The 26,526-nt window shown below is 63.0% G+C and carries 30 protein-coding genes; 23 read left to right on the forward strand and 7 right to left on the reverse strand.

What is annotated here, in order from left to right:
- The first annotated feature begins 6 nt into the window (after positions 1-6).
- Both NKI10_RS03025 and NKI10_RS03030 read left to right on the forward strand, forming a co-directional pair.
- On the forward strand, positions 7-234 hold the full coding sequence (locus tag NKI10_RS03025) for a hypothetical protein (RefSeq protein ID WP_023741733.1): 228 nt from the start codon (positions 7-9) through the stop codon (positions 232-234).
- Positions 231-668, forward strand: coding sequence for a TA system VapC family ribonuclease toxin (locus NKI10_RS03030; RefSeq protein WP_352858574.1), 438 nt, complete (start codon positions 231-233; stop codon positions 666-668). Before NKI10_RS03025 ends, NKI10_RS03030 begins: the two co-directional genes overlap by 4 nt.
- 56 nt (positions 669-724) lie before the next feature.
- Here the strand turns inward: NKI10_RS03030 and NKI10_RS03035 are convergent, their stop codons facing one another.
- Complete coding sequence (locus NKI10_RS03035) at positions 725-1,315, reverse strand: transglycosylase SLT domain-containing protein (protein WP_352446054.1); 591 nt, start codon at positions 1,313-1,315, stop codon at positions 725-727.
- Positions 1,316-1,532: 217 nt separating this feature from the next.
- Between NKI10_RS03035 and NKI10_RS03040 the strand changes: the two genes are divergently transcribed.
- Positions 1,533-3,071 (forward strand): trimethylamine methyltransferase family protein, encoded by a 1,539-nt coding sequence (locus tag NKI10_RS03040; protein WP_352858577.1) that lies wholly within the window; start codon positions 1,533-1,535, stop codon positions 3,069-3,071.
- 78 nt (positions 3,072-3,149) lie between these two features.
- Positions 3,150-5,576 (forward strand): GcvT family protein, encoded by a 2,427-nt coding sequence (locus NKI10_RS03045; protein WP_352858580.1) that lies wholly within the window; start codon positions 3,150-3,152, stop codon positions 5,574-5,576.
- Between the two features lie 103 nt (positions 5,577-5,679).
- On the opposite strand, the gene NKI10_RS03050 is transcribed toward NKI10_RS03045, so the two are convergent.
- Positions 5,680-6,081: a DoxX family protein gene (locus tag NKI10_RS03050; protein WP_352858583.1), complete on the reverse strand. Its 402-nt coding sequence runs from the start codon at positions 6,079-6,081 to the stop codon at positions 5,680-5,682.
- Positions 6,082-6,289: 208 nt separating this feature from the next.
- Between NKI10_RS03050 and NKI10_RS03055 the strand changes: the two genes are divergently transcribed.
- Complete coding sequence (locus NKI10_RS03055) at positions 6,290-6,778, forward strand: hypothetical protein (protein ID WP_352858585.1); 489 nt, start codon at positions 6,290-6,292, stop codon at positions 6,776-6,778.
- A 75-nt stretch (positions 6,779-6,853) separates the two neighbouring features.
- On the opposite strand, the gene NKI10_RS03060 is transcribed toward NKI10_RS03055, so the two are convergent.
- Positions 6,854-7,630, reverse strand: coding sequence for a VOC family protein (locus NKI10_RS03060; RefSeq protein ID WP_352858587.1), 777 nt, complete (start codon positions 7,628-7,630; stop codon positions 6,854-6,856).
- Between the two features lie 194 nt (positions 7,631-7,824).
- Here NKI10_RS03060 and NKI10_RS03065 point away from each other — a divergent pair, with 194 nt between their 5' ends.
- From NKI10_RS03065 to NKI10_RS03095, 7 genes are all read left to right on the forward strand, one after another.
- Positions 7,825-8,541, forward strand: coding sequence for a gamma-glutamylcyclotransferase (locus tag NKI10_RS03065; RefSeq protein WP_352858589.1), 717 nt, complete (start codon positions 7,825-7,827; stop codon positions 8,539-8,541).
- Positions 8,542-8,669: 128 nt separating this feature from the next.
- On the forward strand, positions 8,670-10,025 hold the full coding sequence (locus tag NKI10_RS03070) for an NAD(P)-dependent oxidoreductase (RefSeq protein WP_352460211.1): 1,356 nt from the start codon (positions 8,670-8,672) through the stop codon (positions 10,023-10,025).
- Between the two features lie 5 nt (positions 10,026-10,030).
- Complete coding sequence (locus NKI10_RS03075) at positions 10,031-10,873, forward strand: class I SAM-dependent methyltransferase (protein WP_352858591.1); 843 nt, start codon at positions 10,031-10,033, stop codon at positions 10,871-10,873.
- Positions 10,874-10,885: 12 nt separating this feature from the next.
- Positions 10,886-12,199, forward strand: a complete 1,314-nt coding sequence (gene preA / locus NKI10_RS03080; protein ID WP_023746950.1) for an NAD-dependent dihydropyrimidine dehydrogenase subunit PreA — start codon at positions 10,886-10,888, stop codon at positions 12,197-12,199.
- Positions 12,200-12,308: 109 nt separating this feature from the next.
- Positions 12,309-12,827, forward strand: coding sequence for an RrF2 family transcriptional regulator (locus NKI10_RS03085; RefSeq protein WP_023697058.1), 519 nt, complete (start codon positions 12,309-12,311; stop codon positions 12,825-12,827).
- Positions 12,828-12,859: 32 nt separating this feature from the next.
- The gene (locus NKI10_RS03090) at positions 12,860-13,318 is read left to right on the forward strand and encodes a carboxymuconolactone decarboxylase family protein (RefSeq protein WP_023690827.1); all 459 of its coding nucleotides are present in this window, start codon (positions 12,860-12,862) and stop codon (positions 13,316-13,318) included.
- A gap of 76 nt (positions 13,319-13,394) precedes the next feature.
- A complete protein-coding gene (locus NKI10_RS03095; RefSeq protein ID WP_352858594.1) occupies positions 13,395-13,772 on the forward strand; it encodes a DoxX family protein in 378 nt (125 codons plus the stop codon).
- A gap of 2 nt (positions 13,773-13,774) precedes the next feature.
- Here the strand turns inward: NKI10_RS03095 and NKI10_RS03100 are convergent, their stop codons facing one another.
- Both NKI10_RS03100 and NKI10_RS03105 read right to left on the reverse strand, forming a co-directional pair.
- Positions 13,775-14,497, reverse strand: a complete 723-nt coding sequence (locus NKI10_RS03100) for an SDR family oxidoreductase (RefSeq protein WP_023804950.1) — start codon at positions 14,495-14,497, stop codon at positions 13,775-13,777.
- Entirely contained in the window at positions 14,494-15,333 is an 840-nt protein-coding gene (locus NKI10_RS03105) for an SDR family oxidoreductase (RefSeq protein ID WP_352858597.1), read from the reverse strand. The genes NKI10_RS03100 and NKI10_RS03105 overlap by 4 nt, the downstream gene beginning before the upstream one ends.
- Positions 15,334-15,432: 99 nt before the next feature.
- Here NKI10_RS03105 and NKI10_RS03110 point away from each other — a divergent pair, with 99 nt between their 5' ends.
- On the forward strand, positions 15,433-16,305 hold the full coding sequence (locus NKI10_RS03110; protein WP_023729382.1) for a helix-turn-helix transcriptional regulator: 873 nt from the start codon (positions 15,433-15,435) through the stop codon (positions 16,303-16,305).
- Between the two features lie 9 nt (positions 16,306-16,314).
- On the opposite strand, the gene NKI10_RS03115 is transcribed toward NKI10_RS03110, so the two are convergent.
- Complete coding sequence (locus NKI10_RS03115; protein WP_023705585.1) at positions 16,315-16,944, reverse strand: TetR family transcriptional regulator C-terminal domain-containing protein; 630 nt, start codon at positions 16,942-16,944, stop codon at positions 16,315-16,317.
- A gap of 255 nt (positions 16,945-17,199) precedes the next feature.
- Between NKI10_RS03115 and aptA the strand changes: the two genes are divergently transcribed.
- From aptA to NKI10_RS03145, 6 genes are all read left to right on the forward strand, one after another.
- Positions 17,200-18,528 carry an omega-aminotransferase AptA gene (gene aptA, locus NKI10_RS03120; protein WP_023705584.1) on the forward strand — a complete coding sequence of 443 codons (1,329 nt, stop codon included), beginning with the start codon at positions 17,200-17,202 and terminating at the stop codon, positions 18,526-18,528.
- A 139-nt stretch (positions 18,529-18,667) separates the two neighbouring features.
- The gene (locus tag NKI10_RS03125) at positions 18,668-19,087 is read left to right on the forward strand and encodes an endonuclease domain-containing protein (protein ID WP_245261377.1); all 420 of its coding nucleotides are present in this window, start codon (positions 18,668-18,670) and stop codon (positions 19,085-19,087) included.
- Positions 19,088-19,090: 3 nt separating this feature from the next.
- Positions 19,091-20,341 carry a Zn-dependent hydrolase gene (locus NKI10_RS03130; RefSeq protein ID WP_023744579.1) on the forward strand — a complete coding sequence of 417 codons (1,251 nt, stop codon included), beginning with the start codon at positions 19,091-19,093 and terminating at the stop codon, positions 20,339-20,341.
- Positions 20,342-20,403: 62 nt separating this feature from the next.
- Complete coding sequence (gene hydA / locus NKI10_RS03135) at positions 20,404-21,855, forward strand: dihydropyrimidinase (protein ID WP_023699634.1); 1,452 nt, start codon at positions 20,404-20,406, stop codon at positions 21,853-21,855.
- An 80-nt stretch (positions 21,856-21,935) separates the two neighbouring features.
- Positions 21,936-22,229: a hypothetical protein gene (locus NKI10_RS03140; protein ID WP_245260000.1), complete on the forward strand. Its 294-nt coding sequence runs from the start codon at positions 21,936-21,938 to the stop codon at positions 22,227-22,229.
- Between the two features lie 16 nt (positions 22,230-22,245).
- Positions 22,246-22,629, forward strand: coding sequence for a hypothetical protein (locus NKI10_RS03145; protein WP_031197044.1), 384 nt, complete (start codon positions 22,246-22,248; stop codon positions 22,627-22,629).
- A gap of 17 nt (positions 22,630-22,646) precedes the next feature.
- Here NKI10_RS03145 and NKI10_RS03150 read toward each other — a convergent pair whose 3' ends face one another.
- On the reverse strand, positions 22,647-23,051 hold the full coding sequence (locus tag NKI10_RS03150) for a cupin domain-containing protein (protein WP_031196380.1): 405 nt from the start codon (positions 23,049-23,051) through the stop codon (positions 22,647-22,649).
- 110 nt (positions 23,052-23,161) lie between these two features.
- Here NKI10_RS03150 and NKI10_RS03155 point away from each other — a divergent pair, with 110 nt between their 5' ends.
- From NKI10_RS03155 to NKI10_RS03170, 4 genes are read left to right on the forward strand one after another with little or no spacing between them, the layout of a single operon-like run.
- On the forward strand, positions 23,162-23,953 hold the full coding sequence (locus NKI10_RS03155; protein ID WP_352858599.1) for an ABC transporter ATP-binding protein: 792 nt from the start codon (positions 23,162-23,164) through the stop codon (positions 23,951-23,953).
- Positions 23,943-24,479 carry an endonuclease domain-containing protein gene (locus tag NKI10_RS03160; protein ID WP_023705579.1) on the forward strand — a complete coding sequence of 179 codons (537 nt, stop codon included), beginning with the start codon at positions 23,943-23,945 and terminating at the stop codon, positions 24,477-24,479. The genes NKI10_RS03155 and NKI10_RS03160 overlap by 11 nt, the downstream gene beginning before the upstream one ends.
- The gene (locus NKI10_RS03165; RefSeq protein WP_352858601.1) at positions 24,480-25,358 is read left to right on the forward strand and encodes an ABC transporter permease; all 879 of its coding nucleotides are present in this window, start codon (positions 24,480-24,482) and stop codon (positions 25,356-25,358) included.
- Positions 25,355-26,509: an ABC transporter permease gene (locus NKI10_RS03170; RefSeq protein WP_352858603.1), complete on the forward strand. Its 1,155-nt coding sequence runs from the start codon at positions 25,355-25,357 to the stop codon at positions 26,507-26,509. Before NKI10_RS03165 ends, NKI10_RS03170 begins: the two co-directional genes overlap by 4 nt.
- The last annotated feature ends 17 nt before the right edge of the window (positions 26,510-26,526 follow it).

The following is a 26,526-nucleotide window of genomic DNA, read 5'->3' on the forward strand; positions in this document are numbered from 1 at the left end:
CATATTGTGAGAACCACACTTGCAATCCATGACGATGTCCTACTTGCGGCCAAGGCCATGGCGCGACAGCAGGATCGCAGCGTTGGCGATGTCATTTCCGATCTGGCTCGCCGCTCACTGCGCAGGCCACCGACCGGCGGTGAACGCAACGGCATCCCCTTGCTTGCATCGCGGCCCGACGGCCCGATGGTCGATCTCGAAATGGTCAATGCGCTTCGCGACGAATTGGCGTGACCTTCCTGCTCGACGTCAATGTGTTGATTGCGTTGATCGATCCGGCTCACGTCGCGCATGAAGTTGCCCATCGGTGGTTCCAATCCACCGGGCATTTATCATGGGCAACATGTCCCATTACCGAGAATGGCGTCATCAGGATTGTAAGCAACCCGAAATACCCCAATTCTCCGGGTTCTCCCGCCGTGGTGGCGCAGATTGTCGGCAAGCTGCATGCCCTTTCAGGACATCAGTTCTGGCCTGACGAGATCAGCCTTGTCGGTTCCAACGACATCGATGCAGCCAGGATCCTCACCCCGGCACAGGTAACGGATAGCTATCTGTTGGGACTCGCCAAGGCGCGTGACGGCCAATTGGCGACGTTTGACCGAAAGCTGTCAACGGCAGCGGTAAAGGGAGGGAGGTCGATCCTCCACCTGATCCCAAGCGAATGAATGGCTGAGTTCCGCTTCGATCGCAAACTGCGTGGCTGCAAGACCGCTTGGCAACGTCAGCTGCCGCATTGCTGCAGCTGTTCGGCATAGTCGCGGGCCATCTTTTCGGTCGCCCTGGCATAGCCCTGCACGCCGGCGTCACCACGGTTGCCACGGCCGTAGGCGGTCCAGCCGAGATAGTAGGCGAGGTAGAGATTGTAGGTGTCGTTGCGGGCGACGCCGAACGTGTCTGATGTCTTGGAATGATACCAGCCGACGAAATCGACGGCATCGGCAAACTTGGTCCGCCTCGCCGCCCAACTGCCGGTTTCGCTCTGATATTGCGACCAGGTGCCGTCGAGCGCCTGCGAGAAACCAGTGGCTGACGAGACATGTTTCCACGGAATGAAGCCGAGCAGTTTGGTACGCGGCGGCCTGGCATTGCTCTTGAAACCGGATTCCTTGCGCACCGTCGCCATCAGCACGGGGACGGGGACCCCGTATTTCTGCGAGGCGCGCTCGGCGGCCGACTGCCAGTTGTCGAACCAGCCGTCGTTCTGGTCGAAGACGGCGCAGACATCGTTGATATGGTTGGGCGGCGTCGCGCAGGCCGGCAAAGCCAGCAGCACGCCAACCGCTACAATTTTACTCAAACTCGAACTACGCATTGGAAAACGAATAGGCCGAAATCATAAAGGGAATCTTTCGGCGTTTCTTAACGGCTAGCCGGCCTGGCTGCGCTCAGTGGACCTGTATCATTATTCCGACCTTTCGCGTCGCCTTTATCTCCGTCAGAATTCAAAAATGCCGCCTTGGCTAAAATCACGTCCGCGAAGGGCGGATTTCTGACAGCGATGTCCGGATGCCGGCGCTCTGATGACAGGCATGAATGAACCAAGACGCAAGCGCGGCGCGGAGCGAACCAGCAACCGGGGGCCTGCCGCCATCCCGCAACTTCCACTGCGGCGGGTGACCAATCCCTATCCGCCGATGGCGATGCTGTCGGCCGACCAGATCGAAGCCATCCATCAGGCATCGATGCATATTCTGGAAAACTTCGGCATCGAGGTGATGTCTCCGCGGGCGTTGTCGCTGTTCGAGAAGGCGGGCGCAAAGGTCGACCATGCGACCGCGAATGTCCGCATCGACCGCGGCCTTGTGGCCGAGGCGCTGAAGGCCACGCAGTCCAGCTATCGACTGACGCCGCGCAATCGCGCCAACACCATTCATCTCGGCGGCAACACGATCAATTTCACCCTCGTCGCCGGGCCGCCCAATGTGCACGACATGGAGCGCGGCCGGCGCGCCGGAAACTTGCACGACTATGCCGATCTGACCCGGCTGGCTCAGCATTTCAACTGCATCCACATGCTCGGCAACCAGGTCTGCGCGCCGGTGGAACTGCCGGCGAACACCAGGCACATGGATACCTATTTCACCAATCTGACGCTGACCGACAAATCCTTCCATGTCTCGGCGATCGGACGAGGCCGGGCGCTGGACGGCATCGAGATGATGGCAATCGCGCGCGGGCTGACGCTGGACGAGATGCGCGATGATCCCGGCATTGCCACCATCATCTCGGTCAACTCGCCGCGGCGTTTCGATGAGATGATGGCCGAAGGGCTGATGACCATGGCCGAGTTCGGCCAGTCGGTGGCGGTGACGCCGTTCACGCTGATGGGCGCGATGAGCCCGGTGACGCTCGCCGGCGCCCTGGCGCAGCAGAATGCCGAGGCGCTGTTCGGCGTGGTGCTAACGCAACTGGTGCGCCCCGGCGCGCCAGTGATGTACGGCGCCTTCACCTCCAACGTCGACATGAAGTCGGGCGCGCCGGCCTTCGGAACGCCGGAGAACACCAAGGCCAACATCGCCTCGGGGCAATTGGCGCGGCGCTACAATCTGCCCTACCGCACGACACCGGGGTCAGCATCGAATGCGGCGGACGCGCAAGGCGCCTACGAGACGCTGATGGCGCTGTGGGGCGCTGTGCTCGGCCACGGCAACCTCGTCTATCATGCCGCCGGCTGGCAGGAGGGCGGGCTGACGGCATCGTTCGAAAAGCTCATCATTGATGTCGAGATGATCCAGCACATGATGGAGTTCCTGCGCCCGATCGTCGTCGACGAGGCGGAGCTTGCGGTCGAGGCGCTGGGCGCGGTGCCGACCGGCGGCCATTTCTTCGGCGAACCGCACACGCTGGAACGCTATGCCACCGCCTTCTACCAGCCGATACTGTCCAACTGGCAGAATTACGAGGCATGGCAGGAGGCCGGCGGCCTCGACACGACGGCGCGCGCGACCCGGCTGTGGAAGAAGGCGCTGGAAGACTATGTCGAGCCGGTGATGGATATCGCCGTGCGCGAGGCGCTGGAGGCGTATGTGGCCAGGCGCAAGGAAGCGATCGGGCAGGGCGAGCCGTGACTTTTTCAGCGTCGGCGCGCGGCGCTGCCTTTCTGATTCACCTTATCTCCTCAACTCATTGATAACAGAGCAAAACTCATGAAATCGCATGCAAAGGTCGTGGTCATTGGCGGTGGCGTCGTCGGGTGTTCGGTGCTGTTCCATCTGGCCCGCCATGGCTGGACCGATGTCGTGCTGCTGGAGCGCGACGAGCTGACCTCGGGCTCGACCTGGCATGCGGCCGGCGGCATGCACACGATCAATGGCGACCCCAACGTCGCCAAGCTGCAGAAATACACGATCTCGCTCTACAAGGAGATCGAGGAGCTGTCGGGGCAGGCGACCGGCGTGCATCTGACCGGCGGCGTGCTGCTGGCGGCGACCGAGGCGCGGCTCGACTGGCTGCGCGGCGTCGTTGCCAAAGGGCGTTACCTCGGCATCGATCTCGAGGAAATATCGGCCAACGAAGCGGCTGAACTGATGCCGCTGATTGATCCCAAGCAGTTCGTCGGCGCCGTTCGCAACAAGGAAGACGGCCATCTCGATCCCTCCGGTGTGACGCATGCCTACGCCAAGGCCGCGCGCAAGCTTGGCGCCGAGGTCGAGCGCTTCACCAAGGTGGAAGACATTGTGCGCCGGCCCGACGGGACGTGGCGGGTCATCACCAACAAGGGCGAGGTCGTGGCCGAGCATGTCGTCAATGCCGGCGGCCTGTGGGCGCGCGAGGTCGGCCGCATGGTCGGGCTGGAACTGCCGGTGCTGGCCATGGAGCACATGTACCTGATCACCGAGGATATGCCGGAAGTCGCGGCGTGGAACGCCAAGACCGGCACCGAGATCATCCACGCCGTCGATTTCGACGGTGAGCTCTATCTGCGCCAGGAGCGCGGCGGCATGCTGATGGGCACCTATGAGAAGGCCAACAAGGTGTGGTCCGAGTTCCAGACGCCTTGGGATTTCGGCCATGAACTGCTGGAGCCGGACATCGACCGCATCGCGCCGTCGCTCGAAGTCGGCTTCAGGCATTTCCCGGCCTTCGAGAGGACCGGCATCAAGCAGATCATCAACGGGCCCTTCACCTTCGCGCCGGATGGCAATCCGCTGGTCGGGCCGGTGCGCGGCCTTCCGGGCTTCTGGGTCGCCTGCGGCGTCATGGCGGGCTTTTCACAAGGCGGCGGCGTCGGTCTGGCGTTGTCCAACTGGATGATCGAGGGCGATCCAGGAGCCGACATCTGGGCCATGGATGTGGCGCGCTACGGCGACTGGGCGACGATGGCCTACACCAACGCCAAGGTGCGCGAGAATTATTCGCGCCGCTTCTCGATCCGCTTCCCCAATGAGGAGCTGCCCGCCGGACGGCTACTGAAGACGACGCCGATCTACGATCTGCTCTCGGCCAAGGGCGCGCAATGGGGTGTGTCCTATGGGCTGGAAGTGCCGCTCTGGTATGCGCCCGCGGGTGTCAAGGACGAGTTCTCGTGGCGGCGGTCCAGCGATTTTTCCCATGTCGCCAATGAGGTAGCGACGGTTCGTGAGAGCGTCGGCATGGCGGAGATTTCGAACTTCGCCAAGTACAAGATGACGGGCGAGGGGGCGGCCGCCTGGCTCGATCGGATTTTTGCCTGCAAGCTGCCCAAGCCCGGCCGCATGACGCTGGCGCCGATGCTGAAGGATGACGGCAAACTGATCGGCGATTTCACGCTTGCCAATATCGGCGACGGCGAATGGTTCATCGCCGGCTCCGGCATTGCCGAGCAGTATCATATGCGGTGGTTCGAGGCGCATCTGCCTGCGGATAGCTCGGTTCGTTTAGAGGCGCTGGGGCAGAAGCTGACCGGCCTCGCAATCGCCGGCCCGAAGGCGCGGGATGTCTTGGCGAAAGTCAGCCGCGCGGATGTCTCCAATGCCGGGTTCCCGTTCATGGCGGTCGCGAAAATGGACATCGGCACGGCGCCATGCCTGGTCGGCCGCGTCAGCTACACCGGCGATCTCGGTTACGAGATCTGGGTGGCGCCGGAATATCAGCGCGCTGCCTTCCGGGCATTGATGGCGGCAGGCGAGGAATTCGGCCTCGGCCTGTTCGGCTCGCGCGCGCTCAATGCGCTGCGGCTGGAGAAAAACTACGGCTCATGGGCGCGCGAATACCGGCCGGTCTACGGGCCGCTGGAGGCCGGGCTCGACCGTTTCGTCGCCTATGGCAAGGATGCCGATTTCATCGGCAAAACCGGCGCTCTTGCCGAGCGCAAGCAGGGCGGCAAGCTCAGGCTGCGCACATTTATCCTCGATGCCGACGATGCCGATGTCATCGGCGACGAGCCGATCTGGTACGATGGCGCGGTGCGCGGCTGGGTGACGTCGGGCGGCTATGCGCATCATTCAAAAAAATCCGTCGCCATCGGCTATGTGCCGAAGGAGATCGCAGACAAGAGCGACGGCTTCGAAATCGAACTTTTGGGCAAGCGCCACGCGGCGCGCGTTCAGGCAGCGCCGCTCTTTGACGCGAACTTCGAGCGAATGCGCGCCTGAAGCGCTTCGGCTTCGCCGAGGCGCTTCAGATTCTTGTTTTGTGCAAGTCGTTTTTGTGCAAGTCGTTATCCCAAAACCGCTGCGCACTTTTGGGCGACATGCATCAGGCGCGTCGGGGGCTGCGGCGGTTGTCGAGCGCGAAGGCGCCGGCGCCGGCAAACACCAGATAGAGGAAGATGAAGCAGAAGGAGATTGCCGCGTCGCCGCTGTTGTTGACCGGGAAGAAGTCGCGCGGGTAGTGCGCCATGAAATAGGCGATGGCCATCTCGCCGGCCAGCAGGAACGCGACCGGGCGGGTGAACAGACCGAGCGCCAGCAGGATGCCACCGGCGAACTCCAGGATGCCTGCCGTCGCCGTCAGGCCGGTAAGAGCGTGAGGCTCGGCGCTGACCGGAAAATTGAACAGTTTCTGCGAGCCATGCTCGATGAACTGCAGGGCTGTGATGATGCGCAGGAGGCCGAGTGCCTGCGGCTGAAATCTGGCGAGACCATCAAAAAGCTTCATCTAAACTCCATTTTTCCAACCCTGCGGCCCGGCCATAAATTATCACCCGGCGCTGGACCATTCACTTCGCGTGGCCTGTCATCAACAATCGGTGATTAGAAATCACTTCCAGTCTGGACTTCGAAATTTGTTCTCGTTATGGTTGCATACAGCTCGTTTAAGTTGTATGTCTGCGTGTAGACACTCCAAACCAAACGGGTTCCTAGCCATGAAAAAAGTCGCCGTCAGCCTGTTCGCAATTCTCGCCAGCACCAGTTTCGCCGTGGCCGCTGATGCTGGCTGCGATGCCTTCAAATGGCCGGTGACACGCGAGCAGGAACTGTTTCCGGCTGCGCCCGCCGCGCAGTCAGGTGCCTCTCTTGCTTTCGGCGAAGCCGCGGATATGGCGCTGGAGCCCGTCGATGCGGTCAGCTTCACGGTCTCACCGCAACGCGCGCCGGCAGCCGGCACGTTCGGCGCGACGGCAAACGTGGCCGTGCCAGCGGAAGGAGAGCTCCAGATCAGCCTGTCCGATGAGGCCTGGGTCGACGTCATTCAGGATGGCCAAGCCGTGAAATCAGCGGGTTTCAGCGGCGTGAAGACCTGCCCCGGCATCCGCAAGAGCGTGCGCTTCAAGCTGACGCCTGGCGCAGCCACGATCCAGCTCAGCGGCGCCAGGAAAGAGAACCTCAAGGTCGCGGTGCTGGCGCCGGAGTGACCGCGCCCGGACGCGCCTCTCATCGCACCGGCAGTGCGATGAGAGCAGTTCCGTGCAGGCGAGTACCGGAGGGGATCAGCGGCCCGGCGCGATCAGCGCGAAATAGGCGCCTTGCGGATCGGTGAACTGGGCAATCCATTGGCCGGTCGGCACCGGCATCGGACCCATGACGATCTTGCCGCCATTGTCGGTGACGCGTTTGGCGGCTGCGTCGATGGCATCGACATTGAAGTAGAACAGCCACACCGGCACCGGCAGCTGTTGTGGCTTGTTCATGATGCCGCCGCCGGATTCAGGGCCGGCCGAGAAGGTCTGATAGATGCCCATCTCGCCGATGTCCATGCTACCGGCATCGGTCCAGCCGAACTGGCTGGAGTAGAAATCGAAGGCCTTCTGGCGGTCGGCCGCATAAAGCTCGTGCCAGCCGACATGGCCCGGCGTCGTTGCCGGAAGGACGGGCTGGTCGAGGCCATTGGGCTGCAGGAACATGAAGGCGGCGCCTTGCGGGTCGGCGACGACGGAGAAGCGGCCGACGCCGGGAATGTCGTCGGGTTCGCGGTGAACAGCCCCGCCGGCCGCTTTCAGTGCCTCGGTCGAGGCAACGGTATCGCTGGTGTGGATATAGCCGAACCAGGCCGGCTTCAGACCCGTCCTGGCTGCTTCCTCGGGCAGGGTCATCAGCCCGCCGACGCCACGCTCGGCGGAGTTCACCACGAAATAGCGCGGCATGCTGGGCGCCTTGTCGAAGGGCTCGGCCCGCCAGCCGACCACGGTGGTGTAAAATGCTTGCGCCGCATCGAGGTCGCTGGTCATCAACTCGTACCAGAAGAAGGGCATTGGGGATTTCGGCATTTTCGGTCTCCTCACCTTCATGCATAGATCGTCGTCCGATCCATCAAAGGACGTTTTCAGCGACGCGAATCCGACAGCGAAGCGGAGAAAGTTCAACGGCTGCGTTGACACATCGTTCCGCACTTCGCCCCACCGACGCCTTGCACGTGCGGCGGTTTTCGACTTTCCTTGGGCAAACGAGGGGTAGTCGTTTCATGCGCCTTATGTCGCTCACGCCTGAGCTTGTGTCACTGTGTCATCGCGAAGAGGTCGATCCCGGACCGGACGGCAGCTGGACGCAGCTGAACGACGAGGATTTTCGCACGCTTGCCTTACGGCTCTCCGACGAAGCCGATGCGGGGCCGTTATGGGTGTTCGCCTATGGCTCGCTGATCTGGAAGCCGGCTTTCGAGTCCGTCGAACGCCAGCGCGCCACTGCGTTTGGCTGGCATCGCTCGTTCTGCCTCGACATGGTGCGCTGGCGCGGCAGCGTCGCGCAGCCGGGGCTGATGATGGCGCTCGAACGCGGCGGCCGATGCGACGGCGTCATCTACCGCCTGCCCGACGGCGACAAGCCGCAGCAGATCGAAAGATTGTTGCGGCGCGAGATCGACGATCATGAGAGTGTCAGCTCGGTCCGGTGGGTTCCCGTGCGCACGGAGCAGGGCCGGATACGGGCGCTCGGCTTCTGGGTCGGGGTGACGGGCAGGGGAACCTCGCTCGGGCAGCCGCTGGATCGGGTGGCGAGGGTGCTTGCCAGAGCCTGCGGCCATGTCGGCTCAGGCGCGGAATATCTCTACAACACCGTCAGCCACCTTGAGGAATTCGGCATCCGCGACCGCAATCTGTGGCGGCTGCAGCAACTGGTTGCCAACGAGATCAGGTCGATCCATGGCGGCGCTACGAGCACTGGCTTTTCGCCCGTGACATAGGCAATAACATGAGTGGTCCGATCATATTATCAGCTAGGCTTTTCAGTGGCTTGCGGCGAAAATTGACCAATTGATAAAAAAATAAAACGTGCTAGCCTTCCCCAAAACGAAAACATGGGGAACTGACGATGCCAGAAGGCCAGTTCAAGGACGGCATTGCCGGCGGCCGGCTTGCCGCCGACCAGTACGCCGAGAATTTTTCCGACCTGCATCCGCCGCTCGATCACCACGAAGCGCTGGTCGAATCCGACCGCTGCTATTTCTGCTACGATGCGCCGTGCATGAACGCGTGCCCGACCTCGATCGACATTCCGCTGTTCATCCGCCAGATATCGACCGGCAACCCGATCGGTTCGGCCAAGACGATTTTCGACCAGAACATATTGGGTGGCATGTGCGCCCGCGTCTGCCCGACCGAGACGCTTTGCGAAGAGGTCTGCGTGCGCGAGGTGGCGGAAGGCAAGCCGGTGCAGATCGGCCGCCTGCAGCGCTACGCCACCGACGTCGCAATGGCCGAGCACAAGCAGTTTTATCCGCGCGCTGAATCGACCGGCAAGTCGGTCGCCGTCGTGGGCGCCGGACCGGCCGGTCTTGCCGCCGCCCACCGGCTCGCTCGCCACGGCCATGACGTCACCATTCTGGAAGCCCGCCCGAAGGCCGGCGGCCTCAATGAATATGGCATCGCCGCCTACAAGAGCATCGACAATTTCGCCCAGGCCGAGGTCGACTATGTCACTGGGATCGGCGGCATCGATATCCATAACGGCAAGGCGCTCGGTCGCGACTACCAGCTGTCGGACCTGATCCTCAATTATGATGCCGTCTTCCTCGGCATGGGGCTTGGCGGCGTCAATGCGCTGCGCGCCGATGGCGAGGAGGCCGGTGGCGTCGTCAATGCAGTCGAATTCATCGCCGAACTGCGCCAGGCCAGCGATCTCTCGAGCCTGCCAATCGGCCGGCGCGTCGTCGTCATCGGCGGCGGCATGACGGCGATCGACGCCGCCGTGCAGTCGAAGCTGCTCGGCGCCGAGGAGGTGACGATCTGCTACCGGCGCGGCCAGGAACACATGAACGCTTCCGAGTTCGAGCAGGATCTGGCAGCCGCCAACGGCGTCACCATCCGCCACTGGCTGCAGCCGAAGCGGGTCATTGTCGAAGGTGGCAAAGTGTCGGGCATCGAGCTCGAATACACAGCGATGAACGGCGACACGCTTGTCGGCACCGGCGAGCGGCTGACGCTGGCCGCCGACCAGGTGTTCAAGGCGATCGGCCAGAGCTTTGTGCCGGCGGCACTTAACGGCAGCGGTGCTGCGATCGAACTCGAAGCCGGCCGCATCAAGGTCGACGCAGAAGGGCGCACCTCGCTCGCCAATGTCTGGGCCGGCGGCGACTGCATTTTTGGCGGCGACGATTTGACGGTATCGGCCGTCGCGCAAGGCCGCGATGCGGCGGAGAGCATCAACCGGAGTCTGGCACAGGGATAGAGATCATGGCCTCAGTGGAATCAGGCATCGCGCGTCACTACGACGTCTCGGATCTTGAGCAGCACATTCTTGCCGTGCTCGCCGATACCGGCGTGGAAATTGCCCATCTACGCGCTGGCGATCTCGAAGCGGTCGACGAGTTCCACATTGGCGGTATCGCCGCCACCAGGGAACTCATCGGCCAGATGGGTTTGAAGCCGGGGGCCAGGCTGCTCGACATTGGTTCCGGCGTGGGTGGTCCAGCCCGCTTCGCCGCCAACAATGCCGGCGCCGATGTCACCGGCATTGATCTGACGCAAAGCTATGTCGACATCGCGACCAGCCTGTCGAAGCGGGTGGGAATGGCCGACAAAGTCCGGTTCGTGCAGGGCAGCGCGCTGGACATGCCGTTCAGCAACAAAAGCTTTGATACGGCCATGATCCTGCATGTCGGCATGAATCTTCCCGACAAGAAAAAGCTGATGAGCGAGGCGGCGCGTGTGCTCAAGCCGGGCGGCGTCTTTGCTGTCTACGATGTGATGCGGCTCAAGGCAGGTGCGCTGACCTATCCGCTGCCATGGGCATCCGACGAGAGCATGTCCTTCGTTGCCACGCCCGACGACTATCGTTCGGCTGCCGCCGCCGCGGGGTTCTCTGTAACCGCCGAGCGCCCTCGTGGCGCCTTCGCCATCGAATTTTTCGACACGATACGGGCGCGCATGGCTGCGGCGCAGCCGGAAGGAAAAAAGCCGCCGCCTGGCGTTAATCTTATCATGGGCGAGAACGCCGGCACCAAGATCGCCAATCTCACCCCCGCGCTTAAAGGCGGCATTCTCGCACCCGTGGAAATGCTCCTTCGTCTCGGTTGAAAGGGACCTGTCATGGCAGACATCCGCAACAATTTCGTCGGCATCAAATCGCCCAATCCGTTCTGGCTGGCTTCGGCGCCGCCGACCGACAAGGCCTACAATGTCATCCGCGCCTTCAAGGCGGGCTGGGGCGGTGTCGTGTGGAAGACGCTGGGCGAAGAAGGCCCGCCGGTGGTCAACGTCAACGGCCCGCGCTATGGCGCCATCTGGGGCGCCGACCGCCGCCTGCTCGGGCTCAACAATATCGAGCTGATCACCGACCGCGATTTGCAGGTCAACCTGCGCGAGATCAAGCAGGTCAAGAAGGACTGGCCCGACCGCGCCATCGTCGTCTCGCTGATGGTGCCATGCGTCGAGGAAAGCTGGAAGGCGATCCTGCCGGTGGTCGAGGAGACCGAAGCCGACGGCATCGAGCTCAATTTCGGCTGCCCGCACGGCATGTCGGAACGCGGCATGGGCGCGGCTGTCGGCCAGGTGCCGGAATACATCGAAATGGTGGTGCGCTGGTGCAAGGCCAACACCCGCATGCCTGTCATCACCAAGCTGACGCCGAATATCACCGATGTGCGCAAGCCGGCGCGCGCCGCGCACGCCGGCGGCACCGATGCGGTGTCGCTGATCAACACCATCAACTCGATCACCGGCGTCAATCTCGACAGCTTTGCGCCAGAGCCCACTATCGACGGCAAGGGTTCGCATGGCGGCTATTGCGGCCCGGCGGTGAAGCCGATCGCCATGAACATGGTGGCCGAGATCGCCCGCGACCCCGAGACCCACGGCCTGCCGATCTCCGGCATTGGCGGCATCACCACCTGGCGCGACGCCGCCGAGTTCATGGCGCTCGGCGCCGGCAATGTGCAGGTGTGCACCGCGGCGATGACCTACGGCTTCAAGATCGTGCAGGAAATGATCGCCGGTCTCGAAAACTGGATGGACGAGAAGGGTCATGCCTCGCTCGACGATATTGTCGGTCGCGCCACGCCCAACGTCACCGACTGGCAGTATCTCAATCTCAATTACATCGCCAAGGCGCATATCGACCAGGACGCCTGCATCAAATGCGGCCGCTGCCACATCGCCTGCGAAGACACCTCACACCAGGCGATCACCAACATGGTCGACGGGGTCAGGCATTTCGAGGTGATCGAGGCCGAATGCGTCGGCTGCAATCTGTGCGTCAATGTCTGTCCGGTCGAGAACTGCATCACCATGGAGCCGCTGGCCGCCGGCGTCATGGACCAGCGCACCGGCAAGCCGGTGTCGCCGGTCTACGCCAATTGGACGACGCACCCGAACAACCCGATGGCCAAGGTGGCCGCGGAGTAGGGAACGGGTCGAAGAAAAAAGCGGCGCTTTCGAGCGCCGTTTTTCATTTTCCTATTGCAGATAACATTTATCTAGGATAAAAGATATCCATGAATAGGAGCGCAACATCGTGAAGCTGGGCGAGGGTGTAGAGGCGGCCATCCATTGCGCGGCCACACTGGCCAGCGTGGAGGGCAACAGCACGATGCCGGGTGCTGCTTTGGCAGAGTCCTTCGGCCTGTCGCCGAGCTATCTGCTGAAACATCTGAACCAGCTGACGGCTGCGCGCATCCTGGAATCGGTGCCGGGACCGGCGGGCGGCTACCGGCTGGCGCGTCCGGCCGAGCGCATCACGCTGCTCGATATCGTGCTTGCGGTCGAGGGTCGCGAGCCGGCCTTCCGCTGCGGCGAGATCCGCCAGCGCGGCCCGGTCAAGATCGATGCTTCGGCCTATGTGAAGCCGTGCGGCATCAATGCCGCGATGCTGAAGGCCGAGCGCGCCTATCGCGCGGCCCTCGCGGAAACCCGGTTGTCCGACATCGTGGCTGATTACAAGGCCGAAGGCGATCCGCGATCGTTTGCCGCCAGCTGTGCCTTTGTGGCGCGCCATCAGCGGCCGCAGAAACCCGCTTCGACCAAACAGATTTAATCCCCCGCCAGACAGATGTGAAAGGAAAGACGATGAAACAGAGACTGCAATTCTTCGCCAAGGCGCCTGAGATCATGAAAGCCGTGTCGGCGCTCAACAAGGCGGTCGACGAATGCGGGCTTGAAGTGAGCCTGCTGCATTTGATCAAGCTCCGCGCCTCGCAGATCAATGGCTGCTCCTACTGCGTCGAGATGCATAGCCGCGAGGCGAGGCGCGATGGCGAAACCGAGACACGGCTCTATCTGGTTTCGGCCTGGCAGGAATCGCCGCTGTTTTCCGAGCGCGAACGCGCGGCGCTTGCCTGGACCGAGGCAACGACCCTGATCGCCAACAATGGCGTTTCGGACGAACTCTATGCCCGCACGCTAGAGCACTTCTCGGAAGAGGAACTGGTCAAGCTGTCGGTCGCGATCGGCATGATCAACACCTGGAACCGGCTCTGCATCCCGTTCCACGCCATTCACCCGATGCCGGCTGCCAAAGCAGCCTGACCGTCCGGTTAGTCATGGAGCGCCGTGGAAAGGGCGGCGCTCCACCTGTTTCATGCTTAAGTACGGGGAAGATTTCATGCCTGTCGATTTGCCTTCGACCCTGTTGTTTCTCGGCCGCCTGTTGCTTGGCGGCGCCTTCGTTGTCGCGGGACTGCGCAATGTTCAAAACGAGGCGTTCCTGACCGGGCTGATGGCCGCGCGCGGCGTGCCGCAGGCGAAATTGGCGTTGTGGGCCGGCATCGTCCTGCAGACCATTGCCGGCGCGCTGGTGATGGCCGGCCTGTGGACCGCGATCGCCAGTGCTGTGCTGGTGCTGTTTCTCATTGTCGCGACGCCGATGTTCCACAATTTCTGGGACCATCAGGGCCCGGACCGGGCCTCGCGCATCAACGGCTTCGTCGGCAACGTCGCCCTGGCCGGAGGCTTTCTCACGCTGATCGCACAGTCGCTGTAAGGTCACGCCGCGAAGCGCAAACCGCCATCGCAGGTCAGCACCTGGCCGGTCATGAAGCCGTTGGAGACGAGAAAGGCGATTGCGCCGGCGACGTCTTCGGCGCGGCCGATCCTGCCCACCGGGGTTTTGCCGGCATATTCGCTGAACACCGCCTGCCGCTGGTCTTCGGCCAGAAAATCCCACCATGGCGTGTCGATGACGCCGGGCGCAACGACGTTGACGCGCAGAGGCTTCAGTTCGACCGCCAGGATCGGCACCACCGTCAGCAGCATGCCGTTGACGGCGGCGATGCCGGCCACGCCGGGCACCGACAATTGTGCCGACACCGCCGAGATGAAGGTGACCGATCCCGATCTGTTGAGCGTCGGCAAGGCAGCCTGCAGGCAGGACAGCTGCGGCCGGACTTTCTCGTCGACGCCGCCGGCGATGTCTGAGAGGTCGAGGGTTTCGAACGGCCCAAGTCCCTTGCCGCCGCTGGCAGCCAGCACGAGGTGATCGAACGGTCCGAGTTCCCCAAAGAACTGGCGGACTTCGTCCGGCTTCGAAGCATCGAAGGCAGCTTTCTCGGCGGCGCCGCCGAGGCTCTTCCAGGCGCTGGTGAGCTTGTCCTGGTTTCGTCCGGTGATGGTCACCTTCATGCCTGGGCCCAGCAGTTTTCGCGCCGTTGCCAGGCCGATGCCGGATGAGCCGCCGATGACGACCGTGTGTTCGATCTTGCCGGTCATGAATGCTGTTCCTTCGATTTTGGGGAAGCCTGGCCGACGAGGTCGAGGCTCAGGGTTCGCAATTGCTGTCTGGCCTTGGCGTCATAGGCTTGTGCGTCGGCGCGGGCCTCCCTTCGGCCGTCGAAATAGAGGCCGCTGCGGCCCTCCAGCGCGGGCGATGTCGCGAGGTTGAGAATGGCGTCGGCGCCGGTCTCGACCGAGCTCCATGGCGTCACGCCGGCCTGGCGGACCATGGTGGTGTTCATGTAGCTCGCCGGATGCAGAGCGTTGACGGTGACGCCGCTGCCTTTCAACTCTCCGGCCAGGTCGATGGTGAACAGGATCTGCGCCAGCTTGCTCTGGCAATAGGCGCGCACGCCGTCATAGGAACGTGTCAGCATGACATCGCCGAAATCGATCGCCTGCTGGCCGGCCGAAGCGACGTTGATGATGCGCGCCGGCGAACTCGCCTTGAGCAGCGGCAGCAGTTCCGAGGTCAGCAGGAAACCGGCGAGATAGTTGACCGCAAAGCGCAGTTCGAAGCCGTCGGCGCTGAGCTGTCGCTTGGCGCCGGCCGTGCCGATGCCGGCATTGTTGATGAGGATGTCGAGCCGGTCGGTTTTTGCGCGTACGGCCTCGGCAAGGCGGCGGACCTCGGCTAGCGAGGCGAGGTTGGCGGCGAGGAACTCGGCTTTGCCGCCGGCGGATTCGATTTCTGCGACGGTTGCCTTGCCGCGAGCCGCGTCACGGCCATGCACCAGCACGCGCGCGCCGCCGGCGCCCAGCCTTTGCGCGACGACACGGCCGACGCCGTCGGTCGAACCGGTGATGAGGATTGTCTTGTCTTTCAGATCCATATTCAGAGCCTCCATCTCTCTGGATGGAAGATGGGGCGCCTGACGCAGCCCAAACAGTTCAAACTTTATCCTGGTATCAATACTGCTATAATAGCTCTCATGGATGCTCCCACGCACTCCGCTGAAGACAGCCGCCGGCGCGAGCTTGGCGCCTTCCTGCGCTCGCGCCGCGAAAGATTGACGCCGTCCGCCACCGGCATCGCGACCGGCCTGCGGAGACGCACGCCAGGCTTGCGTCGCGAGGAAGTGGCGATGATCGCCGGCGTCGGCACCACCTGGTACACATGGCTAGAGCAGGGGCGCGAGGTCAGACCCTCGGTGGAGGTGCTAGCGGCGCTCAGCGAAGCGCTGCGCCTCGACGCCGTTGAAAGGCGGCATCTGTTCATCCTGGCAGGCCGCCAGCAACCGGAGAACCGCGTGGCTGCGCCGGAAAAGGTCGATGGCCCGCTGATGCATATGCTGGAGAGCCTGGTGCTGCAGCCGGCCTATGTCGTCGGGCGGCGCTGGGACGTGCTGGCCTGGAATCCGGCGGCGGTAGCGGTGTTCGGTGATTATGGCCTGCTAGAGGGCGACGCCCGCAACATCGTCCACATGGTGTTCACCAATCCGCATCACCGGCGCCTGCTGGTTGACTGGGAGCAATTGGCGCGCACCGTGCTGGCCTCGTTCCGGGCGGAAAGCGCCCGCTATGTGGGCGATGCGGATTTCGAGCGGCTGATCGTGCTTATGACGCGCTCAAGTCCGGAGTTTCGCGACTGGTGGCCGCAACGCGACGTGGCACGCCGATTGTCGGGGGTGAAACATGTCCGACATCCGAGAGCCGGCGCCATGACGTTCGAGCATATGAGCCTGTCGATCGACGACGGCTCGGACATGAAGCTGATCGTCTACACGCCGCTGGCCGAACAGAATTCGATCGAGAAGCTGCAGAATTTGCTTGAGGCGATGCCGGCGGAGCGCCGCAGCGCCTGATGCCCAAGGTCAGCCCTTCGGCTTCAGCCCATCAATGAACAACTGCTCCAGAAACCGCGCCGCATCCTCGAAGCGGCCGTCGCTGCCGCGGTCGGGCCCGAGCACCGCGCGGACCTGGACATCGAAATCGGCATAGTGCTGCGTCGTCGCCCAGATCGAAAAGATCAGGTGCCAGGGATCGGTGCGGGCGATTTTTCCGGCGCGCATCCAGCCCTTGATGACGTTGGCCTTCTCGTCGACCAGCGTTTTCAGCTCACCCGCCAGCAGCGGCATGATGCGCGGCGCGCCTTGCAGGATCTCGTTGGCGAACAGCCGGCTCTCCCTGGGAAAATCACGCGCCATTTCGAGCTTGCGCCTGATGTAGCTCCTGAGCTCGGTCAGGGGATCGCCGATATCGTCGAGTTCGCGCAGCGGCGCCAGCCAGGTCGCCAGCAGCCGCTCCATCAGCGTTTCGTGGATGTCTTCCTTGCGGCGGAAATAATAGAGCAGGTTCGGCTTCGACATCCCCGCGGCCTCGGCGATCTGGTCGATGGTCGAGCCGCGAAAGCCGTTGGTGGAGAAGACTTCGAGCGCTGCTTCCAGGATCAGTTCGCGCTTTTCCTGCTGGATGCGGGTGCGGCGAGGGGCTGAGCCTTCCATGGCGCCGCTCACCCCTGCAAGCCTTGGCCGCAGGGTTCATCTGGACCAATTCTCTGGACCAGTTTTTCTCTTACCCGTGGAGCGCACTTCGCAGGCCGCATTTCCGCTAGTAATCCCTTGACCGCCGACAGGGCGGTGCTAACGTTTGTCCAATCGGTCAAAAATTTGCGTAGCATGAAAACGCAGCAAAGACCAAGCTTTGGAAAGACCAAGCGTTAGCCGCACCGAAACAGGTTACAAGGGGAAGTCTTGGTCATGTCCAACCGGCTGAAAGTCACGCCGAACGATCTCAGCGCATTCTGGATGCCGTTCACGGCAAACCGGCAGTTCAAACAGGCGCCGCGCATGTTCGTTTCCGCCAAGGACATGCACTACACCACCAGCGACGGCCGCAAGGTGCTCGATGGCACCGCCGGCCTCTGGTGCGTCAATGCCGGCCATTGCCGTCCCAAGATCACCGAGGCGATCCAGCACCAGGCGGCCGAACTCGACTATGCGCCGGCCTTCCAGATGGGCCACCCGATCGTGTTCGAACTGGCAAACCGCCTGGTCGATCTCGCGCCCAAGGGCATGGACCATGTCTTCTTCACCAATTCCGGTTCGGAATCGGTCGAAACGGCGCTGAAGATGGCGATCGCCTATCACCGTGTGAAGGGCGAGGGCGCGCGCACCCGCCTGATCGGCCGCGAACGCGGCTATCACGGCGTCAATTTCGGCGGCATCTCGGTCGGCGGCATCGTCACCAACCGCAAGATGTTCGGCACGCTGCTCGGCGGCGTCGACCACATGCCGCACACGCATCTGCCGGAAAAGAACGCCTTCTCCAAGGGCGTGCCGGAATATGGCGCGGAACTCGCCAACGAGCTGGAGCGCATCGTTGCCCTGCATGACGCCTCGACCATCGCCGCTGTCATCGTCGAACCGGTCGCCGGCTCCACCGGCGTCATCCTGCCGCCGAAGGGCTATCTGCAGAAACTGCGCGAGATCTGCACCAAGCACGGCATTTTGCTGATCTTCGACGAGGTCATCACCGGTTTCGGCCGTCTCGGCGCGCCGTTCGCAGCGGATTATTTCGGCGTCACGCCCGACATCATGACCACCGCCAAGGGCGTCTCCAACGGCGTCATCCCGATGGGCGCGGTGTTCGTGAAGAAGGAAATCCACGACGCCTTCATGACCGGCCCCGAGCACATGATCGAGTTCTTCCACGGCTACACCTATTCGGGCAATCCGATTGCGTGCGCCGCGGCACTCGGCACGCTCGACACCTACAAGGAAGAGGGCCTGCTGACCCGCGGCGAGGAACTGGCGCCCTACTGGGAAGATGCGCTGCATTCGCTGAAGGACGAGCCGCATGTCATCGACATCAGGAATATCGGCCTGATCGGCGCGATCGAACTGGCGCCGATCGCCGGCAGCCCGACCAAGCGGGCCTTCTCGGCCTTCGTCAAGGCGTTCGAGCGCGGCGCGCTGATCCGCACCACCGGCGACATCATCGCGCTGTCGCCGCCACTGATCATCACCAAGGGCCAGATCAACGAATTGATCGACCATGTCAGAGAAGTGCTGAGGGCGATCGATTGACAAACCGGGCGCGGATAGCCCTCCCCCTCGAGGGGAGGGTGGCCGCGAAGCGGTCGGGTGGGGTCGGTGCGACCGGACGCCGACCTGCTCTTTTGTTCCGAGGCCGCTCCTGATGCCCCGTACCCGCGTGAGCTTCGAAATGCGCCAAAAGGCGCGAGCGCTTCGAATTCACGCGACCAAGGGAGAATCGCTGCTGTGGTATGAACTGCGGGACCTGAAATCAGCCGGCATCAAGTTTCGCCGTCAGTGCCCGATTGGCCCGTACATCGTGGATTTTGCCTGCTTGGCGGTGAAGCTGATCGTTGAGGTCGATGGCGACATGCACGAACACGACAGGGGTAGTCGGCACGATGCCGTTCGCGATGCTTATCTGCGATCGCTCGGATTTGAAGTCTTCCGTGTTGACGAGCCCGATGTCATAAACAGCGCTTGGCACGTCGCGCAGGTGGTCAAAGAGAAGGTCGCGCGCGTCGCGGGCGACCCCACCCGACCGCTTCGCGGCCACCCTCCCCTCGAGGGGGAGGGGGACGCCGCCGCCCCGCAACCGATGAGGTTTTAGAGCATGGCCGCCCCAGGCGAGAATCTGCGAATCAATTCAGACCGTTTGTGGGATTCCATCATGCAGATGGCGAAGATCGGCCCCGGTATTGCCGGCGGCAACAATCGCCAGACCGTGACCGACGAGGACGGCGAGGGACGGCATCTGTTCAAGCGCTGGTGCGAGGCGGCCGGGCTCGAAATGGGGCTTGACGAAATGGGCACCATGTTTGCCCGCCGGGAAGGCGCTGATCCCAGCCTGCCGCCGGTTTATGTCGGCAGCCATCTCGACACGCAGCCGACCGGCGGCAAATATGACGGCGTGCTCGGCGTGCTCGGCGGGCTGGAGATTATTCGCTCGCTTAACGATCTCGGCATCCAGACCAGGCATCCGATCGTCGTTACCAACTGGACCAATGAGGAAGGCTCGCGCTTTGCCCCGGCTATGATGGCGTCCGGCGTGTTCGCCGGTGTGCTCGATCAGGCGGACGTGTATCAGCACACTGATAAACAGGGCAGGAAATTTGGCGAGGAGCTGGAGCGCATCGGCTGGAAAGGCACCGAGAAAGTCGGTGATCGCAAGATCCACGCCTTCTTCGAACTGCATATTGAGCAGGGGCCGATCCTCGAGGACGAAGGCATCGACATTGGCGTCGTCACCCACGGCCAGGGCCTGAAATGGCTGCAGGTAACGCTGACCGGCAAGGAGGCGCATACCGGCTCGACCCCGATGCCCAAGCGCCGTAATGCCGGGCTCGGCATGGCTCGGGTCATCGAACTGGTGCACGAGATCGCCATGGACTACCAGCCCGACGCCGTCGGCGCGGTCGGCCACATGGAGGTGTTTCCGAACTCGCGCAACATCATCGCCGGGCGCACCGTCTTCACCATCGACATCCGCTCGCCCGAGAAGGAAGTGCTGGACGCGATGGATGGGCGCATACGCGAAGGCATCGACACGATCTGTGAGGCGCTCGACATCCAGTACAAGGTCGAGCAGGTCGGCGCTTTCGATCCGGTCACCTTCGATGCCGGCTGCGTCAAGGCGATCCGCGACGCCGCCGATCGGCTCGGCTATTCCCACCGCAACATCGTCTCCGGCGCCGGCCACGACGCCTGCTGGATCAACCGCGTTGCGCCGACCGCCATGGTGATGTGCCCCTGCGTTGACGGGTTGTCACACAACGAGGCTGAGGAAATCACCAAGGAATGGGCCGGCGCCGGCGCCGACGTGCTGTTCCATGCGGTGGTAGAGACAGCGGGGATCGTGGCGTGAACTAAGATCTGTATTCAAAACGACGCTCACAAGAAGCGCGAAGAGAACAAGGGAACACGACAATGACCAAAGTCATCCGAAACGGCACCATCGTCACCGCCGACCGCACCTGGAAGGCCGATGTGCTGATGCAGCACGGCAAGATCGTCGCCATCGGCTCGAACCTGCATGGCGACCATGAGTTCGACGCCAGCGGCTGTTACGTCATGCCGGGCGGCATCGATCCGCACACCCATCTCGAAATGCCGTTCATGGGCACCTATTCGGCCGACGATTTCGAGTCCGGGACGCGTGCGGCCCTTTCCGGTGGCACCACGATGGTGGTCGATTTCTGCCTGCCGGCGCCGCAGCAGTCGCTGCTGGAAGCGTTGCAGATGTGGGACAACAAGACCTCGAAGGCTGCCTGCGACTACTCCTTCCACATGGCGATCACCTGGTGGGGCAAGCAGGTGTTCGACGAGATGGCCACCGTCGTCGACAGAGGCATTACCTCGTTCAAGCATTTCATGGCCTACAAGGGCGCGCTGATGGTGGACGACGACGAGATGTACGCGTCGTTCCAGCGCTGCGCCGATCTCGGCGCGCTGCCGCTTGTTCATGCCGAGAATGGCGACGTGGTTGCGGCGCTGTCGCAAAAGCTGCTCGCCGCCGGCAATAATGGCCCCGAGGGACACGCCTATTCGCGGCCGCCGGAAGTGGAGGGCGAGGCGACCAACCGCGCCATCATGATCGCCGACATGGCCGGCGTGCCGCTCTATGTCGTGCATGTGTCCTGCGAGCAGAGCCACGAAGCCATCCGCCGCGCCCGCCAGAAGGGCATTCGGGTTTTCGGCGAGCCGCTGATCCAGCATCTGACGCTGGATGAAAGCGAGTATTTCGACAAGGATTGGGACCATGCGGCGCGCCGCGTCATGAGTCCGCCCTTCCGCAACAAGCTGCACCAGGATTCGCTGTGGGCCGGCCTGCAGGCGGGATCGCTGCAGGTGGTGGCGACCGACCACTGCGCCTTCACCACCAAGCAGAAGCGCAACGGCGTCGGCGATTTCACCAAGATCCCGAACGGCACTGGCGGGCTTGAAGACCGCTTGCCCGTGCTGTGGACGACGGGCGTCAACACCGGGCGGCTGACGATGAACGAGTTCGTCGCGGTGACTTCGACCAACATCGCCAAGATCCTCAACATGTATCCTAGGAAGGGCGCCATCGTCGAAGGCGCGGACGCCGACATCGTGGTGTGGGACCCCAGCGCCAAGAAGACCATCACCTCGAAGAAGCAGCAATCGGTGATCGACTACAACGTCTTCGAAGGTTTTGAGGTGACCGGCCTGCCGCGCTTCGTCTTTTCGCGCGGCGAATTGTCGGTCGAGGAAGCGGAGGTCAAGGCCAAGCCCGGCCATGGCGAATTCGTCGCCCGCGAGCCGAACGCGGCGGTCAACCGGGCTCTGTCGACCTGGAAGGACATCACCGCGCCGCGCAAGGTCGAACGCACCGGCATTCCGGCGACAGGCGTTTGACGTTGCGGAGCCCGGGGGCGCTCATTTCACTGGTCGTGGCGATGGTGGTCGCTGGTCCGGCAACAGGGGCCGAGAGGCTGGTGGGCTTCTGGGGCAACGATGCCGGTTGTGTCTTTGCAAAGGCCGGCTTTCAGGGCCGCGACGATTATATCGTGCTGACCGCCGAGGGCATCGAGACCTATGGCAGCGGCTGCCGGTTCGCGCAGCAATTGACGTGGGCGCCGGGCACGCAATCACTTGATGCGACCTGTTCCGCCGAAGGCGAGGCGGGGACGACGGCTGAAACCGTTGTGGTCACCAACAAGGGCGAGGGTGGGTTCTTCGTGACCATTCCCGGTCTTGAAGAAATGGGGCCGTTGCAACCGTGTTCGTGACGTTGGAGCTGGGGGAATGAGCGCGCGCGGTTTGGGGCCGTCTGTTGCGATGGTAGTCGTTCTGGCTGCGGGTCAGGCCCTTGCGGCAGGCATCGACCTGACGAAACCCTATGGGGACAAATATGGCTGCATCAACCGCAACGGCCAGGAAGTCGCCGCCGATCGGATGCTGCTTTTGACCGACGAGGCATTGGTCACCGCCGCCAGCGCCTGCACCTTCACGGAGAAGCAAGCGCAGGCTGATGGTTCGCTGGTGGTGACGGCGACATGCGAGGCCGAAGGTGAAGACGGACAGGAGCCAACCAAATTCACCATCAAGCGCAGCGCCAAGAACGCCAAGAAGCTGACGGTCGCCGACGAGGACGGCAATGTCATGGGCGAAGTGGCGCGGTGCAAATGACGGCAGTCCCGTCAGCGTCAGGCCACCAGCGCATCCAGCTCCGGCAACAGGACGACGCTTTCCTGTTCATTGGGATCGGTGCGGGCGATGACGGCCGAGGACGGGGCGTTGCTCATATTGGCCGGCAGATGCGGTACGCCGGCCGGGATGTAGAAGAGGTCGCCGGCCTTGACGACGATGTGGTTCTCGAGCCTGTCGCCATACCATGTGTGGACCTCGCCCGAGAGCACATAGATCGCCGTCTCATGGCTTTCATGCAGATGCGCCTTGGCGCGGGCGCCGGGCGGCAGGGTGAGCAGATGCATGCAGATGCCGGACGAGCCTACCGTCTCGGCGGCAATGCCGGCAAAATAGGTCAATCCCTGCTTGCCTTCATAAGTGCTTTCAGGACGGATAAGGTGACAAGTGGGTTTGGGCGACATCGGCAAGGCTCCGGGCGTCGATTGGGTGGGATTGGACGAGTGGAAAGCAACATCAACGCGAATGCAACGGCATTTCATCCTGGGCGGCTGCGAGAGGCAGGCAGCAAGCGATGACGGGACAATCGCCAGCCGTCGTCTCGGCAAGCAGACTTGGCCTTACCTTTCAGACCAATGACGGTGCGGTAGAGGCGCTCTCCAATGTCGACCTGACCATCGGCAAGGGCGAGTTCGTCTCCTTCATCGGCCCATCGGGCTGCGGCAAGACCACCTTGCTGCGCGTCATCGCCGATCTGGAAAAACCGACATCGGGCACGATCTCGGTCAACGGCATGACGCCGGAACAGGCGCGCGAGAAACGCGCTTATGGCTACGTCTTCCAGGCGGCAGCCCTTTTCCCGTGGCGCACGATCGAGCGTAACGTGGCGCTGCCGCTGGAGATCATCGGCCTTTCGAGAGCGGAGCAGGCCGAGCGCATCAAGCGAACGATGGAGCTCGTCAACCTCTCCGGCTTCGAGAAGAAATACCCCTGGCAGCTTTCCGGCGGCATGCAGCAGCGCGCTTCGATCGCCCGCGCGCTCGCCTTCGACGCCGACCTGTTGCTGATGGACGAGCCCTTCGGCGCGCTGGACGAGATCGTGCGCGACCATCTCAATGAACAGCTTCTGGAATTGTGGGCGCGCACCAACAAGACGATCTGCTTCGTCACCCATTCCATCCCCGAGGCGGTGTATCTGTCGACGCGCATCGTCGTCATGTCGCCGCGCCCAGGTCGGGTTACCGACATCATCGAATCGACGCTGCCAAAGGAGCGGCCACTGGACATCCGCGAGACGCCGGAATTTTTGGCGATCGCGGCCCGCGTGCGCGATGGCTTGAGGGCAGGGCACAGCTATGATGATTGAGGGGGCGAACGACCGGCTGGCTCCTCTCCCCAACGGGGAGAGGGTGGCCGGAGCGAAGCGGAGGTCGGGTGAGGGGGCGGCGCCGACGGATCCGACCAAGAGAAATGTCGGGGCAACCGCTCGCGCCCGAAAGCTGCGGTTTGACGAGACCGAAGCTGAATACCGGCTTTGGGGGGAATTGAGAGGACGTCATCTCAACGGCTACAAATTTGTGCGGCAAGTGCCGCTCGGACCTTTCATCGCGGACTTCGTCTGCCGCGAGCAGGGGCTGATTGTCGAACTTGATGGCAGCCAACACGCGGATTCACTGACCGATCCCGCCAGGACAGCCTGGCTGAACGGACAAGGTTATTCGGTTCTGCGCTTCTGGAATCACGAAGTTTTGGCTGAGCGCCGAGCGGTCCTGGATACGATCTTGGCTTGTCTCGACGGAAAGATTTCTACCCCCTCACCCGACCTCCGCTTCGCTCCGGCCACCCTCTCCCCGTTGGGGAGAGGAGGGCGCCCCGCTGGCGAGGCGCGCTAGATGGACACCTTCCGCGAAAAACTCATCCCCGTGACCTCCATCCTCCTCGGCATGGTGGTGCTCTGGTATGTCTTCGCCGTCATCCTAAACGCGCCCTTCCAGCGCGACCTCGACCGGCGCGCCGGGGAAACCCACGGCACCGTCGAATTCATCGGCAAGACGCTGTCGCAGCCCAAGCCGACGCTGCCGGCGCCGCATCAGGTGGCGGTGAACTTCTTCGAGAACACCTTCCTGCGGCCCATCACATCGAGCCGAAGCCTCGTCTACAATGCCTGGGTGACCCTGTCGTCGACGTTGCTCGGCTTTGCCTTCGGCACGGCGCTCGGCATCGTCATCGCGGTCGGCATCGTGCATGTGGCGACGCTCGACCGCAGCCTGATGCCGTGGATCATCGCCTCCCAGACGATTCCCATTCTGGCGGTGGCGCCGATGATCATCGTCGTGCTGGGGGCGATCGGCATCAGCGGTCTGATCCCAAAGGCGATGATCTCGACCTACCTGTCGTTCTTCCCGGTGACGGTTGGCATGGTGAAGGGCCTGCGCTCGCCCGAACTCATGCATCTCGACCTGATGCACACCTACAATGCCAGTGTCTCGCAGACCTTCTGGAAGCTGCGGGTGCCGGCCTCGGTGCCGTTCCTGTTCACCTCGATGAAGGTGGCGGTGGCGGCGAGCCTGGTCGGCGCCATTGTCGGCGAACTGCCGACCGGTGCTGTCGCCGGCATCGGCGCCAAGCTTTTGGCAGGCGCCTATTACAGCCAGTCCATCGACATCTGGTCCGCCCTTGTGGCGGGCTCGGTGGTGGCGGCCCTTCTGGTCATGGTGGTCGGCATAGCCGGGCGCCTCGTTGACCGCGCCATGGGCGGGAGGCCGGCATGAACTGGCTGAAGCCCTCCTGGCAAGCCGTGCTGGCCGTTGCGCTGTGCCTCGTCGCCGTCGCGCTCGGTGCGATGTCGAAGCCGGAAGCGGCCGCCCTTGCAGACCCGACGGCAAGCTTCGACTACCCCTATTTCGGGATAAAGACCCCGATGATCGGCCTGGCCGTGCTGGCAGGGCTGATCTCGATGATCAGAATTTCGCCGCTGGCCGAGGCTGCGGTGCTGTTCATCGGCGCTCACCTTGTCGCCTGGATGCTGATCTCGGGCATTACAGGGTTCGAAGGCACGGCAATGGCGCCTTATTTCCTGCTGCTCGCGGCTGCCTGGCTGCTGGCCTGGCGCTGCGTGGCGGTGCTGTCGGGGCTTCGGCCGATGGCAAAAGGGGCGCGGATGGCGCTGCGCCTCATCATCCCGGCGATCTTCGGCGCCTGGATCCTGATCATATGGGAAGCGGTGACGCGTGGCGCCGGCATTCCCTTCATCCTTTTGCCGCCGCCGAGCGCCATCGGTGTGCGCATCGCCAGTTCCCTGCCGGTGCTCGGCGCCGATATCAGGCAGACCATCTTCAAGGCGGTGATCTTCGGTTATGTCATCGGCAGCGGCGCCGGCTTCCTGGTGGCGATTGCGGCCGACCGCGTGCCGTTCCTGCGCCGCGGTCTGCTGCCGATCGGCAATATGGTCTCGGCGCTGCCGATCATCGGTGTGGCGCCGATCATGGTGATGTGGTTCGGCTTCGACTGGCCGTCCAAGGCCGCGGTCGTCATCATCATGACCTTCTTCCCAATGCTGGTGAACACGGTTGCCGGTCTTGCCGCCTCCGGCCATATGGAGCGCGACCTGATGCGCACCTATGCGTCGGGCTACTGGCCAACACTCTTGAAGCTCCGGCTGCCGGCGGCAGCGCCCTTCATCTTCAACGCGCTGAAGATCAACTCGACGCTGGCGCTGATCGGCGCCATCGTCGCCGAGTTCTTCGGCACGCCTGTGGTCGGCATGGGCTTTCGCATCTCGACCGAGGTCGGGCGGATGAACATCGACATGGTCTGGGCCGAAATCGCAGTTGCAGCACTGGCGGGTTCGGTCTTTTATGGCGTGGTCGCTCTCGTCGAGAGAGCCGTCACGTTTTGGCATCCCTCTGTCCGTGGTGGATAGGGCGGTGGGTTCGGGTG

It is taken from the genome of Mesorhizobium sp. M0802 (assembly GCF_040320115.1).
Classification (GTDB): domain Bacteria; phylum Pseudomonadota; class Alphaproteobacteria; order Rhizobiales; family Rhizobiaceae; genus Mesorhizobium.